This is a genomic window from Streptomyces sp. NPDC019443, assembly GCF_044389785.1.
Taxonomy (GTDB): domain Bacteria; phylum Actinomycetota; class Actinomycetes; order Streptomycetales; family Streptomycetaceae; genus Streptomyces.
The window spans coordinates 50,877-66,145 of sequence record NZ_JBIRYJ010000015.1; the positions used below are offsets into that span (position 1 = coordinate 50,877).

General features: G+C 67.6%; 17 protein-coding genes. 8 read left to right on the top strand and 9 right to left on the bottom strand.

Translation table 11 applies throughout. From position 1 onward, the window contains the following. The first annotated feature begins 171 nt into the window (after positions 1-171). Positions 172-1,758 carry an adenosine deaminase gene (locus ACH492_RS32325; RefSeq protein WP_398991760.1) on the top strand — a complete coding sequence of 529 codons (1,587 nt, stop codon included), beginning with the start codon at positions 172-174 and terminating at the stop codon, positions 1,756-1,758. Between the two features lie 21 nt (positions 1,759-1,779). Here the strand turns inward: ACH492_RS32325 and ACH492_RS32330 are convergent, their stop codons facing one another. The 3 genes from ACH492_RS32330 to ACH492_RS32340 form a co-directional block, all read right to left on the bottom strand. Next, complete coding sequence (locus ACH492_RS32330) at positions 1,780-2,409, bottom strand: class F sortase (protein WP_398991762.1); 630 nt, start codon at positions 2,407-2,409, stop codon at positions 1,780-1,782. 176 nt (positions 2,410-2,585) lie between these two features. Then, positions 2,586-3,074 (bottom strand): sortase, encoded by a 489-nt coding sequence (locus ACH492_RS32335; protein ID WP_398991764.1) that lies wholly within the window; start codon positions 3,072-3,074, stop codon positions 2,586-2,588. 300 nt (positions 3,075-3,374) lie between these two features. Continuing rightward, complete coding sequence (locus ACH492_RS32340) at positions 3,375-4,322, bottom strand: AraC family transcriptional regulator (protein WP_398991766.1); 948 nt, start codon at positions 4,320-4,322, stop codon at positions 3,375-3,377. A 137-nt stretch (positions 4,323-4,459) separates the two neighbouring features. On the opposite strand from ACH492_RS32340, the gene ACH492_RS32345 reads away from it, so the two are divergent. Then, entirely contained in the window at positions 4,460-4,747 is a 288-nt protein-coding gene (locus ACH492_RS32345) for a DUF1330 domain-containing protein (RefSeq protein WP_398991768.1), read from the top strand. Positions 4,748-4,804: 57 nt separating this feature from the next. Here the strand turns inward: ACH492_RS32345 and ACH492_RS32350 are convergent, their stop codons facing one another. The 6 genes from ACH492_RS32350 to ACH492_RS32375 all read right to left on the bottom strand — a co-directional run bounded on the left by ACH492_RS32350 (position 4,805) and on the right by ACH492_RS32375 (position 10,536). Beyond that, entirely contained in the window at positions 4,805-5,104 is a 300-nt protein-coding gene (locus tag ACH492_RS32350; protein ID WP_398991770.1) for a hypothetical protein, read from the bottom strand. A 198-nt stretch (positions 5,105-5,302) separates the two neighbouring features. Further along, positions 5,303-6,271, bottom strand: coding sequence for a hypothetical protein (locus ACH492_RS32355; protein ID WP_398991772.1), 969 nt, complete (start codon positions 6,269-6,271; stop codon positions 5,303-5,305). Between the two features lie 15 nt (positions 6,272-6,286). Continuing rightward, positions 6,287-7,237 carry an ROK family protein gene (locus tag ACH492_RS32360; protein WP_398991774.1) on the bottom strand — a complete coding sequence of 317 codons (951 nt, stop codon included), beginning with the start codon at positions 7,235-7,237 and terminating at the stop codon, positions 6,287-6,289. Between the two features lie 88 nt (positions 7,238-7,325). Further along, positions 7,326-9,002, bottom strand: coding sequence for a phosphoenolpyruvate--protein phosphotransferase (gene ptsP, locus ACH492_RS32365; RefSeq protein WP_398991776.1), 1,677 nt, complete (start codon positions 9,000-9,002; stop codon positions 7,326-7,328). After that, positions 8,999-9,265 (bottom strand): HPr family phosphocarrier protein, encoded by a 267-nt coding sequence (locus tag ACH492_RS32370; protein WP_398991778.1) that lies wholly within the window; start codon positions 9,263-9,265, stop codon positions 8,999-9,001. Before ACH492_RS32370 ends, ptsP begins: the two co-directional genes overlap by 4 nt. Positions 9,266-9,303: 38 nt before the next feature. Beyond that, on the bottom strand, positions 9,304-10,536 hold the full coding sequence (locus ACH492_RS32375) for a PTS transporter subunit EIIC (RefSeq protein ID WP_398991779.1): 1,233 nt from the start codon (positions 10,534-10,536) through the stop codon (positions 9,304-9,306). A gap of 280 nt (positions 10,537-10,816) precedes the next feature. Between ACH492_RS32375 and ACH492_RS32380 the strand changes: the two genes are divergently transcribed. From ACH492_RS32380 to ACH492_RS32405, 6 genes are all read left to right on the top strand, one after another. Further along, on the top strand, positions 10,817-11,548 hold the full coding sequence (locus tag ACH492_RS32380) for a GntR family transcriptional regulator (RefSeq protein WP_398991781.1): 732 nt from the start codon (positions 10,817-10,819) through the stop codon (positions 11,546-11,548). 213 nt (positions 11,549-11,761) lie between these two features. Further along, on the top strand, positions 11,762-11,992 hold the full coding sequence (locus tag ACH492_RS32385; RefSeq protein WP_398991783.1) for a PTS transporter subunit EIIB: 231 nt from the start codon (positions 11,762-11,764) through the stop codon (positions 11,990-11,992). Further along, on the top strand, positions 11,989-12,453 hold the full coding sequence (locus tag ACH492_RS32390) for a PTS glucose transporter subunit IIA (protein WP_398991785.1): 465 nt from the start codon (positions 11,989-11,991) through the stop codon (positions 12,451-12,453). Before ACH492_RS32385 ends, ACH492_RS32390 begins: the two co-directional genes overlap by 4 nt. Further along, entirely contained in the window at positions 12,450-13,193 is a 744-nt protein-coding gene (locus ACH492_RS32395; RefSeq protein ID WP_398991787.1) for an HAD family hydrolase, read from the top strand. The genes ACH492_RS32390 and ACH492_RS32395 overlap by 4 nt, the downstream gene beginning before the upstream one ends. Continuing rightward, complete coding sequence (locus ACH492_RS32400; protein ID WP_398991789.1) at positions 13,190-14,209, top strand: Gfo/Idh/MocA family protein; 1,020 nt, start codon at positions 13,190-13,192, stop codon at positions 14,207-14,209. The genes ACH492_RS32395 and ACH492_RS32400 overlap by 4 nt, the downstream gene beginning before the upstream one ends. Continuing rightward, positions 14,206-15,237 carry a Gfo/Idh/MocA family protein gene (locus tag ACH492_RS32405; RefSeq protein ID WP_398991790.1) on the top strand — a complete coding sequence of 344 codons (1,032 nt, stop codon included), beginning with the start codon at positions 14,206-14,208 and terminating at the stop codon, positions 15,235-15,237. The genes ACH492_RS32400 and ACH492_RS32405 overlap by 4 nt, the downstream gene beginning before the upstream one ends. Positions 15,238-15,269 lie beyond the last annotated feature (32 nt).

A 15,269-nucleotide genomic window follows, 5' to 3' on the forward strand; every position in this document is an offset into this window, starting at 1 on the left:
AGGCGGACCGGGTGGCGGGTGTCGACGTACGGGACATGTACACGATCACGGCACCGCGGCAGACCTGGCGGAGCTTGCCACCTTGCTGGTGGGCGCGTAGCCACTCGCCCCTTCAGGTGATCACGGCCTGTCACTTCGTCAGTCGTCGACGGGGATGGCCACGATGCCAGCATGATCAACAAGAATCGCGGCACCGCACGGAACCGTCCGACGATGCTGTTCGCCCTGGCGCTGACGCTGCTCGCCGCGCAGTCGGCCGCCGCCGACGCCGGCGCCGATGCGGAGGTGGCCCCGCCACCCGCCGTCGAGCGCCGCGTATCGGCGTACCTGGACAGCATCCGCGACCAACCCGAAGCGCTGGCCTCCTTCTTCCACGAGTTGCCCAAGGGCGGTGACCTGCACAGCCACCTCGCCGGTGCGGCATCGACCGAGCTGCTGATGAACCTGGCGACGGCGGATGGACTGTGCATCGAGAACGGCACTCAGCGGGCCCTCCCGCCGCCGTGCCCGGCGGACAGCCGGCCCGCCGTCGAGATGCGTACCGACGCCGCGTTCCGACAGCAGGTACTGCGGGCCTGGTCGATGCAGGACTTCACGCCGGGCGAGGAGTCCGGACACGACCACTTCTTCGCCACCTTCGGCAAGTTCTCGGAGGTGGCCCAGCGCCATCCCGGGGAGATGATGGCCGAGGTGTCGAACACGGCTGCCCGTCAGAAGCAGTTCTACCAAGAACTGATGGTCACCCCCAACGACCACGGGGCCAACGCGCTCGCCGACCGGGTCGGCTACGACGCGAGCCTGCCCCGGATGCACCAGAAGCTGCTCGCCGACGGTGCCGTGGACCAAGTCGTGCGCCGGGCACGGACCGAAGCCGACCAGGGCCTCGCGGCATTCCGCGCCACCGCCCACTGCGACAGCCCAACGCCGGACCCGGGCTGCGCGGTGCCCTTCCGGTTCATCTCGCACGTCTTGCGGAACAGCACCCCCGAACGGGTCTTCACCCAGATGGTGCTGGCCATGGAACTGGCCGAACGCGACCCGCGGTTCGCTGCGGTGAACCTGGTCCAGCCCGAGGACGGAGCCGTCTCCCTGCGGGACTACAGCCTTCACATGCGGATGCTCGCCCATCTGCACCGTGTCTACCCGCGGGCACACATCACCCTGCACGCCGGCGAACTGGCCCCCGGCCTGGTCAAGCCCGAGGACCTGCGCTTCCATATCCGCGAGGCGGTGAACGTCGCACACGCCGAGCGCATCGGCCACGGCGTCGACATCCGGCACGAGGACGCGGCGGACGAACTGCTGAGGACCATGGCCGAGCGCCGTATCGCCGTAGAGGTCCCGCTCAGCAGCAATGACCAGATCCTCGGCATCTCCGGCCCCGAGCACCCCTTCCCGCTGTACCGGGAGCGCGGTGTGCCCGTCGTACTCGCCACCGATGACGCGGGGGTCTCCCGGATCACCATCAGCGACGAGTACCGACGCGCGGCCCAGACGTACGACCTGTCCTACCGGGACCTGAAGGACCTGGCCCGCGCCTCCCTCGAGTACGCCTTCCTGCCGGGCCGCAGCCTGTGGCGCACTGTGGACGGCTACCGGCCGGTGCGCGAGTGCCTTGCCGGACGTCCCGGGCAGCGCGAACCGGGGCCCAGCTGCGCGGCGTTCCTCGCGGCCAGCCCGAAGGCGGCGGTGGAATGGCGGCAGGAGGCCGCGTTCACGGCCTTCGAGCGACGGGTGCTCGCGCCGGCCCGCAATTAGGACCTGTCCGGCCGGCTCAGGTCACCGGCGGATTCCGCCGGGTGGCGCGATGGGCTGTTTCACCGCGGTCAGCGTCGCGTAGACCACGACGTTGCCCTTGTAGCCGGTGCGCTTGGAGTAGCCGCCGCCGCAGGTGATCACCCGCAGTTCGGGCCGGTCGGAGCTGCCGTAGACCTTCTCGTCCGGGAATTTCTTCTTGTCGTAGACCTCCACGGCGTCAACGGCGAACACGGCCGTGCGCTTGTCTGCCCGGCTGATCTCGATGGTGTCGCCCTTGGTCAGGGCTCCGAGGTCGTGGAAGACGCCGGGGCCGGTGGGCGTGTCCACGTGCCCGGCGGTGACGGCTGTCCCGACCGAGCCGGGAGCCGTGCCATCGCCGTACCAGCCGGCAAGCATGGGCTTGTCGGCGGGCGGCGGCCGCAGCGCCCCCGTCGCGTCGAGGCCCAGTCTTGTCACGGGGGCGTTCACGCCGATGGCGGGGACCCGCAGCCTGACCGGATCCGACGGGGGCAGCGGCCGGACGGCGGAGGGCGTGGCTGAGGCGGTGCCGCTCGGAGCGGGGCGTACGGAAGTGGAGAAGGCCTGGGCCGCCGAAGGCTGCGGTGGCTGCTCGTCGCGTGCCCCGCTGATCACCAGCACGGTACCGGCCATCAGTGCGCAGGCCAGAAACCTGACTGAAAGGCTGGACGACTGTGGGGAAGAAGCCCTGGTCTTGTGCCCTGTTTCCATCGCGGTTGAGCCTCTGCTTTCGCAGCGGGTGGAGTGGGGCCCTCGCGGCCCCCGGATCGATGCGGTGTCCGGGGGCCGGTGTGGCGGGAGGCGGGCGGTCAGGTTCGCGTGCCGCTCAGGCGGCGGCGCCTCCTGACCACACCTCCGGCGGCGGCTCCGGCGAGCAGCACACCGCCCAGGGCGAACTGCGTACCTCTGTCCGTGGCCGGGCCGAAGCCGGCGTCTACCGCGCCCCTCGGCTCGTGGTCGCTGACCTTGTACGTATCGGTGATCTTGATCCGAGGCGGGCACTTCACGGTGACTTTGTCGCTGCCCGGCTCGGTCCCTTCGGGGACCTCGAACTCCCCGGTGAGCACACCTTTACTGTCACCCTCGAAGAGGTGGAACGCCCCTCCCGCCTCCGACTCGCCCTTGCCGTAGGTCACGTCCGGGCCGCAGGCCTTGGTACTGACGGTGACCTTGGAGCCCGGTGAGACGTTCCCCGGGCGGATGTGGATGCCTGCGTCATCGGCGAGGGCGGCCGGGGCCGACAGACAGAGGGCACCGAGAACCAGGCCGATACCTACACCAGCACGTGTGTTACGCATGATGATCCTCCAACGGAGCAGTGTCCGGCCTGTCTGCGCGGCGCCTCTGCTGTGCTCCGTTCATGAGGCAACCGACAGTCCGTCACCACCGCAACATGACATTCGACTTATGTGTCACCCGGGCAGGCGAAGCGGCTGGTCTCGCTTGATCATTTACGCAGGTCACCGGAGCGGAGACCGTCTCGGTGAAGGAAACACGGGAAGGACGGCGAATGGGCGAGGGGCGTTCATTCGGATCACCGCGCGGACCAGAGGCAACTGCTTCAGGCGGTTGATGCACCGTTAGATGCTGTTGCACCGTCAGGGAACGGATACGAGGGCCGCACGGTGCTCTCGTCGGAAGCGGCCGGGGGCGACTCCGAACGTGCGCTTGAAGGCATTGGCGAAGGCGAATTCCGAGGTGTAGCCGACCTGTTGGGCCACGGTGGCGAGGGGTGCGTCGCCGTCCCGCAGGATGCGTGCAGCGGTACTCAGCCGCCACCAGGCCAGGTAGGCCATCGGCGACTGCCCGACGAATGAGGTGAACCGTCTGGCGAAGGCCGTTCTGGACATCCCGACTTCGTTGCCCAGTTCCTGCACCGTCCAAGGCCGTGCGGGCTGCCGGTGGATGTGATTGAGCGCGGCTGCGACGGCCGGATCGGTGAGCGCCGCGCACCAGCCGGAGCCGGACCGGCGAGAGGCCTCTTCGTCCAGCCATGCGCGCAGCAGGTAGACCAGGAGCAGGTCCAGCAGAGCGGGCAGGGCAGCGTCTGCTCCCGGTCGGGCGTCCGTGAGGTCGGCGCCCAGCAGGTCGACGGCTGCGCGAAGGGCGGGGTGGTGGCCCGGCCGGGCGGGGATGTGGATGACCTCGGGGAGCGCGCGCAGGAACGGGTGCACCTGCCCTCGGTCGAGCCGGTAGGCACCGCACAGCAGGAGCGCTTCACCGGGTGCGGACTCGTGCTCCCCGTCGCCGACGAAGCTGTCCTGCCTGCGGGCTTCCGGCTCGGGCGGCAGTTCTGCGGGTACACGGTCCGGGCTGCTGCTCATGCCGTGCATCGCCCCATGCGGCAGGAACACCACATCACCTGCGGTGAGCAGCCTTGGCGAGCCGTCCGGCGAAAGCATCCAGCAGCTGCCCCTCAGCACGATGTGGAATCCCGCGCCGGGGTACGGGCCGAATCGATTGCCCCACTGCCCGCCACGTCGCGAGTGGGTGAACTTCGCCCGGCCGATCCGCATGGTGGCGATGACGTCGCTGAATACGTCCATGGCGCAGAACCTATCGTGAAGCCGTGCATCGGGACGATGGCGTATTTTCTCGCGCCTCCCACGCATAGGAAAGCCCGCTGCACCCTCCGTACGGTCGATGACAACACACCGGCACGCACACATGGAGGAAACCGGCCATGACCGCTTACGTCGTCATCGACCTCAATATCGCCGACCCGGAGGGCTTCCAGGAGTACATCGACGGGGTGACACCTCTCATCGACAAGGCCGGCGGCCGAAACCTGCTGATCGACGGCAACGCCCTGGTTCTCGAGGGGGACTGGCACCCGGCCACGTTGGTCATCCATCAGTTCGAGTCCAAGGCGGTGCTCCAGAGATTCTGGGACTCCGCGGAGTACCAGCCGCTGAAGGAGCTGCGGCGCAAGTATTCGACAGTCAAGGTGGTCGCGGGGGAAAACGCCTGACACCTTGGGCCGCGTGGCGGACGGTGACGGTTCGGGATGCGGCGCCGTCCTCGCGGCTCAGGCCGGCGGAGCCATGCCCTGGTCGACGGAGACCGGGGAGGCTCCCGCTCCGGCACGCACCGCCTCCACGACGGACTGGTGGAGGGTGCGGCTGGCCTCTTCGGAGGGGCACGGGACGGGGCTGCCGGCCATGGTGTACCAGTCCGAGGCGCCGCTGAACTGAACGGCGATCTGGGCCTGGTTCTCGGACCAGGTGGTGTGGACGGTCAGGTCACCGCTGATCACACCGACCTCTTCGGTGAGGACGCCACCGGCTCCTGCGTAGATTCCGGTGGTCGTCCACGATGCCCAGGTCATGACGCAGGCCCTCACTGACGGTGGCAGAAGCTGAGTGTCGGCTTGCCCCCCGATTGCCGTTCTTCGAGTCTGACACCTGCAGGACCGGTTCGCGCGGTGATGGCGCCGGAGTGGCGACGATGAGACCGTGCGGTTCATCGCCGGTGCGGACGCCGCCCTCGGGCAACCGGACGCGGCGGGCACCCCGGACGAGGGGTATCAGCGGCAAGCACGACTGCGACATTCGATGAATGCCTCAAGTGGCACACCGTCAACTTCCCAGGGCCAAGCCGTGACCGTGGTTCCTATTGAACGGAAGACCTCCTTCGCGTCCGTCAGCCGGTTGGCTTTCGTCAGCACGAACGCGAGCAGATTCAAATCCGCGAGAGCTGCTGCATGACGCAGGAATCCGGGACTCAGCCAGCTCGTCAGCGCGTGGTCGAGGAGGGAGCGCTCACGGTGCTCATCCCAGTGTCGCCGTGCGGTGAGCGCTATCACTCCGCCCATGTCCACGGTTCGTTGGTAGCGGGCCAGACTCGCAGCGAGCTCCAGAGAGGCTATGGGGGATCCGGGTGGCGCAGAGGCTACGACGGCGTCGACGAACTGGACGGTGAGGACGTTCGACCCGCACTCCTCGGGAGAGCAGTAGCGGAGCATCTGCAGGTGTGCTTCGCGGTTCCAGGGGTGCCGTGCCATGACCTCACGCCAGGCTGGTTGTGTTTGGTGCATGGATGTTCGCAGGATCCGGCAGCAGCCAAGGATGGCCACCCAGGGCGCTGGGTCCGTGGGGAGGAGGTCGGCGGCACGATGACTGATGCCGATGACGGCTTCCGCGTCCGGGAGTGATCCGTTTGCGCGTGCCGTGGCGAGCTGGGCCCAGGCGTGGAAGAGGATGGCGTCCCCGTTGCCGGGCTGGCGGGATCGCCATTGGTCGGCGAGGACGACGGCGTCCGGCATGTTGGCGAGAACGCCGAGTCTGTGGGTACGTCTGTCCCAGTCTTCTCCAGCTTCCCGTAGCACCTGCTCTATGGGGTAGGTGAGAGCGCCTCGGTCGTTGGACTCGGCCAGGTTGTCACCCTGGGCCGCTATCTGGGCTTCCACGTGCGCGATGGCTCGTGCGAGCTCGGTGTCGTCGAGTTCCGGCTGGAGCCTGGGACGGGACTGTCGTGCCCTGGTGCGGAACCGCATCGAAGAATCACGTCCTCATGAGATCCGTGGCAGCGCCGCAAGCCTGTGCCAGTGCTCTGTGCTTCCGGCCGGTTCGAAGGTGTCGAGGGCGTGGAGGGCGGCTCCGAAGAGTCCGGCACTCGCCCCTAGGGCGGATATGTGTACGGGGGGTGCTGAGCGCCAGGCAAGCCCGCCCTGCAGCGTGCGCCGCACTGGTTCCAGAAGGTGGTTGCCCGCTCCTGTCATTCCTCCGGCCAGCACGATGAGTTGGTGATCAAGCAGAACAGTCGAGGTGACCAGAGCGCGCCCCAGAGCGTTCATGCCTTCCGTCCAGATGCGGTCTGCCGCTTCGTGGCTGCCCAGTTGGGCGACCACATCGGCCGCGCCGTCCGCGGTTCCCCCGGCTTCTCGGTAGCGGCGCACCAGTGCGCCGGCAGCGGCATAGGCTTCGACGCAGCCCCGCTGCCCGCATGCGCATGGCTCGCCGTCGGCGAACACCGGGATGTGCCCGAATTCTCCCGCGATTCCTTGGGCGCCGTGCACGATCTTTCCGGCGGTGACGATGCCGGCGGCGACGCCGGTGCCCAGTACGACAACGAGCACTTCGTCGATCCCGGCCGCGTGGCCGAGACGGAGTTCCGCGAGACATGCGGCCCGTACGTCGTGCTGCAGGGTGACCGGGACGGCGAGTTGTTCCTGGACAGCGCGGGCGAGAGCAACATCACGAAGACCCAGATTCGGTGCGAAGTGCACAATGCCGGTAGTGCTGTTGACAAGGCCCGGGGCGCAGATTCCGACTGCTTTCGTGTCGACTCGTGTGAGTGCGCCGGCGGCGGCCGTGACGGCGTCAATAATTGCCGGGGGGCCTTGTTGAACGGGGGTGGGGAGCCTCAGGGTCTCCTCGACTCCCCCCTGTCGGTCGAGTCGGGCCGCCTTGATGGTGGTGCCGCCGAGATCGACGGCGACCACGCTCGCGTGCTGATCCATCAGTACCTCTGTGATGCCGGCTCGTGCCGTGCGAAGGGGGACAGCGAGCAGCGGCTGGTGGGTGCAGTCCGGGACGGCGGAGAAGTAGTCATGAGCCGTTCTTGATCATTTCGTGGACGGCGTCCTGGACGGTGTTCCGGGCGGCTTCGGGGCTGTGGGCCCTGAGTGCGGCGGCGGCCACCTGTCGGCACTGCTCACGCGTGAGGCCGGCGATCCGGTCCCGTACGGGAGGGATGGAGCGGGCCGCCATGGAAAGGCCGGTCACGCCGAAGCCGGTCAGGACGGCTGCCAGTAGCGGATCGCTCGCGGCTTCTCCGCACACTCCGACGGGGCGATCGAGTTCGGCCGACGCGGCGCACACCTGCGCGATCAGGTCGAGCAGGGCGGGCTGCCACGGATCGAGAAGCGTGGCGAGAGCGTGAGCGGTTCGGTCGGCGGCCAGTGTGTACTGAGCCAGATCGTTGGTGCCGATGCTGACGAAGTCGACGTGGCGCAGGAGGTCTCGTGCCCGCAGAGCTGCTGCGGGCACTTCGATCATCACGCCGACGCCGGTGACTCCGTGGCTGCGGGCCAGGCCGGCGAAGTGTTCGGCTTCCTGGGCGGTGGAGACCATCGGGGCCATGACCCGCATCTGTGCACCGACCTGCCGCTGGGCCAGTACCAGTGCCTTGAGCTGGGTTTCCAGTGTTGCGGGAAGGCAGGCGGCGACACGCAGTCCGCGTATGCCCAGAGCCGGGTTTTCCTCCCGGGGCAGTCCGAGGAACGGCAGCGGTTTGTCCGAGCCGGCGTCGAGAGTGCGCACGGTGATGGTGCGCCCTGCGAAGGGAGTGAAGGCCCGGGTGTAGGCCTCGACCTGTTCGTCGAGGGTCGGTGCCTCGCGCCGGCCGAGGAACATGAACTCGGTGCGGAAGAGGCCCACGCCCTCACTGTCTTCGGCCGCTGCCTGCGTTGCGTCGGCGAGTGTGCCGATGTTGCTGAGGAGCGCGACGGGGTGGCCGTCTGCGGTCTTGCCCGGTCCGTTGGTACGCCATCGGCGCGCTGCCTGGGCCCGCATCCGGCCTTGCGCCTCGCGCCGTCGGGCGGGTGCAGGATGTACTTCAACGGTGCCCGCGGAGCCGTCGAGTATGACGGGTGCGCCGTCGGGCAGCGTGGATGCTTCGGCGCAGCCCACCACGGCGGGCAGGCCCAGGCTCCTTGCCAGGATGGCGGTGTGACTGGTGGGTCCTCCCTTCTCGGTGAGCAGTCCTACGACCTCACTGGTGGCGAGGTTTGCCGTGTCCGCCGGCGAGAGATCCTCGGCGGTCAGGATGAAGGGGTGGCCCGGCTGCGGAATTCCGGGCATGGGGACCTCCAGCAGGACTGCCACCGCCCGGTTGCGGATGTCGCGCAGGTCGGCCACGCGCTCGGCCATGTAACCGCCGAGCGCTTCCAGTTGGCGGCAGTAGCCGTCGATGGCGAGAGTCACACTGTGCGCGGTGGGCACGCCCTGGGCGATGTGTCTGGCCGCGGCCTTGACGAGTTCGGGGTCCTGGGCAATGGCCGCGCCGGCTTCCATGATGGTGCCCGCGGTCCCGCTGGTGCCCGCGCGGGTCAGCTGGTCGGCGACTTCGGCCATGGCCTGCCGTACGCGCTGGACTTCGTGATCGTGGTCAATGCCGGGCAGCTGGTCGGGATCCGTGGTCACTGGAAGTGTCATGCGCATCAGCGGGGCGCATGCCAGACCAGGGCTCACGCCGTAGCCCGTCGTGGTGGTGGTCGCGGTCACGCGTCCAGCTCCGAGCTCAGCATCTCGGCCAGGTGGTCCAGTACGGACTCAGCGCCGTCGCCTTCCGCGGTGAGAGTGACCTGCTCCCCGAACTGCACTCCGAGCGTCAGGATGCCCAGGAGACTGCTAGCGGCGACCGGTCCCTTGCCGTGAGTCGCGAGAGTCACGGGCACAGCCGCTTGAGCCGCAGCCTTGGAGAAGGTCGCGGCAGGCCGGGCGTGCAGGCCGCTGCGGGAACCGAGGAAGACGACGCGCTGCGCCATGAAGAGAGTCCTTTCAAGGAGAGAGAACGGTGAGGGGGCTAGGCCGCGGCCTGGATCTGGCGCTCTTCCTGTGGCTCGGCGGGCTCGTCCTCCCGGCCGGGGGTGCGCAGGTTCCATCGGCGGATGACGAACCGGAACAGCAGGTAGTAGATGACGGCGTAGGCGAGGCCGATGGGAATGAGCAGCACGGGGTTGGTGGCCTTGCCCCAGTTGAGGACGTAGTCGATGAGGCCTGCGGAGAAGGTGAAGCCGTCATGGATGCCCAGGGCGTTGACCAGGGCCAGTGAAGTGCCGGTCAGGACCGCGTGGATGAGGAAGAGCGGCCAGGCGACGAAGAGGAAGGAGAATTCCAGCGGCTCGGTGATACCGGTCAGGAAGCTGGTGAGTGCGCCGGACAGCATGATGCCGCCCACGATCTTGCGCTTCTCCGGCCGGGCTTCGCGCCAGATGGCCAGGGCCGCTGCCGGGAGGGCGAACATCATGATGGGGAAGAACCCGGTCATGAAGATGCCGGCGTCGGGGTCGCCTGCGAAGAAGCGGTTGAGGTCGCCGTGGGCGTTGCCGTAGTCGCCGAGGATGAACCACACCAGCGAGTTCAGAATGTGGTGCAGGCCGAGAGGGATCAGCAGCCTGTTGGCGGCACCGTAGATGCCACCGCCGATGACGCTGTTCTCCGTGACGCCATTTCCGACCGAGGTGAGGCCGCTGTTGAACACCGGGTAGATCAGGCTCATCAGGACGCCGACAACGAGCGCGGCCACAGCGGTGAGAATCGGCACCAGCCTGCGGCCACTGAAGAAGCCGAGGTATGGCGGCAATGCGGTCCGGTAGAAGCGCTGCCACAGGAACGCCGAGAGCAACCCCATCACGATGCCGCCGAGCACCCCGTAGTTGACCAGGGCCTGCGCTCCTGCCGCGTCTTTCTGCCCTTCCAGTACGAAGGGCGAAATGGCGGTGAACACGCCGTCCAGAACCAGGTAGCCCACGAGCGCGGCCACAGCTGTCGAGCCGTCCGCCTTCTTGGCGAAGCCGATGGCGATGCCCACAGCAAAGATCAGGGGCAGATGTGTGAAGAGAGCGCCGCCCGCGGCGGATATCACTTTCGCTGCTTCCTCCATGCCGGAGAAGCGGCCCAGCACGTCGTCCTGACCTAGCCGGAGGAGAAGCCCGGCGGCCGGGAGCGTGGCGATGGGCAGCATCAGACTGCGGCCCAGTCTTTGCAGTCCCGCCAGGCCAGTACGGCGGGCGGGAGCGGTGGAACTCGTACTCATGACGACCTCGATGTGCAGGAGGGACTGAGAGAGCGGGATGAGCGGCCGAAAGCGGCCGGAGCGGGAGATCCCCGAAGACCACTGGACAGTACCGGTACTATCTGGTCATGACCAGTTGCGTTTCAGCATGGCCCGGCATCAGGAGTTGTGTCAACTGTCACGGCAAAGTCACGGAGCGGACGCACTTGCGGCGCGGTGGGGCAGTGGACGGTGCATACTGGTTACTACCAGTTGCAGAAGCGATGGCCGAGTGCCATCGGAGATCAAGGGTGGGAATGGCATGGCCAAGCCGCAGCAGATCGCCTCGAATGCCATGTTGCCCAAGCATGCGCAGTTGCGCGCCATTTTGGTCGACATGTGCACGAATCAGCTGTCGCCCGGGGATGCCCTTCCCAGTGAGCGTCAGCTCTGCATCGATCACGGAGTGAGCCGCGTAACGGTGCGCGAAGCTCTCAGCCAGTTGGTGGCCGAAGGCCTCGCGGTGCGCGTGCACGGCCGGGGTACCTTCGTGGCGGAGCGGGCCTATCGATCCGAGCTGCGCCTGGCGTCCTTCCATGAGGACATGCGCAGGCTGGGGCTCGAGCCGAGCACCGTGATCCTCTCCGTTGGACGGGACGCACCCGCGCCCGCCACGGTCACAGCCCTGGAGCTTGGTCCGGACAAGGATGCCTGGCATGTGCGACGACTCCGGCTGGCCAATGGCACGCCGATCTCGGTCGATGACGCCTGGTACGACGCCGAACTTCTGCCCGACTTGGACAGCGTCGACTTCACGTCTTCGATCTACGAGACGCTCGCCGTCCAGTACGGCTACCCGGTGGACCGCGCCGAACAGATCGTGGGGGCCGGCCGCGCGCCCGCCGAGATCTCCACACTGCTGGGCATGAGCAAGGGCGGTTCGGTCATGACCTTCGACCGCACCTCCTACAGCGGCAAGCAGCCGATCGAGCACACGTACTCCTGGTTCCGTGCCGACCGGTACCAGCTCCACATGACGCTCGCCGACCGCTAGAAAGTCCGTTGCGGTCGGTGTGCGACCGGGCTGACCAGTAGGTGTTGGCGTTCCGCGGGCGGGCGGCTCCGCATTTTTGTTTGGTGCATTGATTGTCATGTACGCGACATGAATGCCTTGCTATCTGGGTCCTCGCGTATTGCGCGGCTCCTCCCGCGGGAGGTACCTTCTGGTTATAACTGGTTATGACCAGCAAGCTTGAGGAGAACTCCCTTGTCGAAAGCACAGCAGATCGTCGATGGACTCGGCGGGGCCGAGAATCTGCTCGACGTAGAGGCCTGCATTACACGGCTTCGCACTGAGGTCAGGGACGGCGAGGCCGTGGATGTCGCAGCGCTGAAGGGGTGTGGCGCGCACGGTGTCCTCGTGTCGGGAAATGTGGTCCAGGTCGTAGTGGGGCCTGAGGCTGACACGCTCGCCGAGGACATCAAGGAACTCCTGTGACACGCACTGTCTACTCGCCCCTGGGCGGAGAGATCACTCCGCTCCTCCGGGTACCGGACGAAGTCTTCGCCTCCGAGCTCGTCGGGTCCGGCCTGGCCGTGGACCCGGTGCGCACGGGCGGGCCGTGCGTTGCGCAGGCTCCCATCAGCGGAAAGATCGTGAAGCTGCATCCTCACGCGTTCGTGGTGCAGGCCGAGGACGGGACCGCGGTCCTTGTGCACCTGGGCATCGACACGGTGCGCCTGGACGGTGAGGACTTTCATGCACACGTCTGCGAAGGCGACAGCGTCGAAGCAGGTCAGCAGGTGATCACCTTTCACCCTGACGCTGTTCGCGAGAGGGGCCTGTCCGCGATGTGCCCAGTGGTCGTCCTGGGCTCTGAGCCAGGCTCGGCGAAGCCATGGGCCGAATCGGGGGTCGCAACAGCCGGCTCGATCCTGTTCACCTGGCCCACCTCATGACCGGCATCGACGCGAAGGCCGGCAATGACGTCCTCGCCATGGCCCGCGCCGTCCTGCTGGACATGGACGGAACCCTCGTACAGAGCGAAGCCGTGCACCGCCAGTGCTGGCAGCTCTTCTTCGACTCCTGGGGCGTTGACGTCGCGGACACGGAGTACGAGGAACTGTTCATGGGGCGCAGGCCCAGCGACGTGATCGTTGAGGTTGCCGGCCCGTGGTCCGGCTCGGATGTGGCCAGCGCTGTTGGGATCATGACCGAGCACGCGGTCCGGCTCGTCGGTAGCGTGCCCGTCGTGCCGGGCGCCCGGGACCTGCTTCGCCGGCTGCACGGCTTGGGCATCCCGATCGCTGTGGTGACCAGCGCGGGCGCTGTCTGGGCGGAGCGGATCCTGACGGACGTCCTGGGGGTGCGGCACCTGGTGGATGTCGTGATCTCCGCGGAGGCGGTCGCGGACGGAAAGCCGTCGCCCGAGGGGTATCTCAAGGCGTGCAGCAGTCTGCGCGTCCCTCCGGAAAAGTGCGTGGCATTCGAGGACTCTCCCTCTGGCGTCCGCGCACTCATTGCCGCAGGCGTGCGGGACGTCGTCGGTGTGACGACCACTACCGCCGGAGCCGAGCTCATGCGGGTCGGAGCTCGCTGGGCCTTGCCGGATCTCCTTCCCGACCGAGTCCTGTCCGCCCTCGGCCAGGAACAGCACCAGCTGCACCCCAGCCACGACCAGGAGGTCGAAGCGCCATGACACAGCTCGACGTTGCAGTAATCGGTGCCGGTTACATCGCACGCACCCACCTGCCCGCCTGGACCGGCCTGGGCGCCCGCGTCCGGATCTTCGCCATGGACGGTCAAGCGGCCTCTCTGGCCGATGAATTCGGCGCCACCCCGGCTCCTTCGCTGCAAGACGCCATCGCCGGCGCCGCAGTGGTCGACATCTGTACGCCTACCAACACACACAGGGGCATCGCGCTGGAGGCTGCCGGGGCGGGGGCTCACATCCTGTGCGAAAAGCCCCTGGCCCTGTGCGCCAGCGACGCCCAGGACATCGCCGAGGCGGCCGCGCGAGCCGGTGTTCGGCTGTACCCCGGTCACGTCGTGCGGTTCTTCCCCGCCTATGTGCGGCTCCGTGAGGCAATCAGCGCAGGACAGTTGGGACAGGTAGCCGTTGCCCGGTTCACCCGCACCGGCCGGTATCCCACCTGGAGCCCATGGTTCGCCGACACGTCCCAGTCCGGCGGAATCCTGACGGACCAAATGCTTCACGACATGGACATCGCGCGCTGGCTTTTCGGCGACGTGGTCCGTATCCATGCCACGCAGCGAGGCCATCTCACCGCGCCGGCCCCGGAAGGAGCCGTAGCCACAGGCAGCGCCACCCTCACTCACGCGTCCGGCGTGATCTCACAGGTCTCCGGCGTTTGGGGGCCTCCGGCCACACCGTTCCGCTACACCTTCCACGTCGCGGGATCGAACGGAACGATCTTCCACGACTCCCAGGCGCATCTCGGGTTGCGCGTAACCGGTGGGGGCGGCGGAGAAACAGCAGGTATCCCCACCGGTGACTTCGGCGAGGATCCCTTCGCCGTTGAGATCCGCGAGTTCGCTGCGGCATTCCAGGGCGGCCCGCCTCCGCGAGTGAACGCCCTGGACGGCGTCGCGGCCGTCCGCATTGCCGAAGCCGCCCGCCTTTCCGCGGTGACAGGCAACGCCGTCCACATCGACGCTCCGGCCCTCCTGCTCACCGAAGGAGTCAAGTCATGAAGGTCGCCGTACTGTCCTTCGCCCATGTGCATGCCACCGCGTACATTCAACTGCTGCGAGACCGGCACGGCATCCTGCTGATCACCAGCGACCCCGACGGCCCGCCGGACGATCCCACCCGCGGCAGACCCTTCGCCAGTGAACTCGGCGTGGCATACGCGGACAGTTACGACGACGTCTTCGCGCTCCGCCCCGACGCCGTCGTGATCACCAGTGAGAATGCCAAGCACCGGCACCTGGTCGAACGCGCTGCAGCCGCCGGCGCTCACATCCTGTGCGAGAAGCCGCTGGCCACAACCGAAGAAGACGCCCGGGCCATGATCGACGCCTGTACGCGCGCCGGCGTCAGCCTCATGACGGCCCACCCCGTAAGGTTCAGCCCCGCCTTCGCCGCGCTTCGCCAGTCACTGGCCGACGGCTCCGTCGGCAACCTGCTCAGCGTGAGCGGGGTCAACAACTCCTCCGACCCTTCCCTGGAGCGCGCCTGGTTCGCTCGCCCCGGCCTCTCCGGCGGCGGAGCGGTGGCGGACCACACCGTGCATATCGCCGACCTCCTGGATGTGCTCCTCGAGGGTGAGCAGCCGACCCGGGTGTACGCCCAGGCCAACAGACTGCTCCAGTCGGACGGCGACACCGCGGGCGTCGAAAGTGCGGGGATCGTCACCCTCGAATACCCCAGCGGAGTGGTCGCCACCGTGGACTGCAGCTGGAGCCATCCGCCCGAGCACCCCACATGGGGCGGCCTGACCATGACGTGCGTCGGCGACCGTGCCGTCGTCGAGTTCGACGCCTTCCCCCGGCTCCTCGACGGATTCGACTCCGCACAGGCCCGCCCCCGCTGGGAGCCCGGAGGAGAAGACCTCAACCAAGCGATGCTCGAAGCCTTCCTCGAGGCCGCCCGCACCGGCCGACAGGCTCAACCTGACGGGCAGTCCGGCCTGCGCACGCTCCAGATCGTTCTGGCCGCCTACCACTCGCTCGCGACCGGCCAACCTGTCGCCCTGCAATCGAACGAGTTGTGTACGTAGTCCGCTTACGCATATTCACGGATGCTGATGTG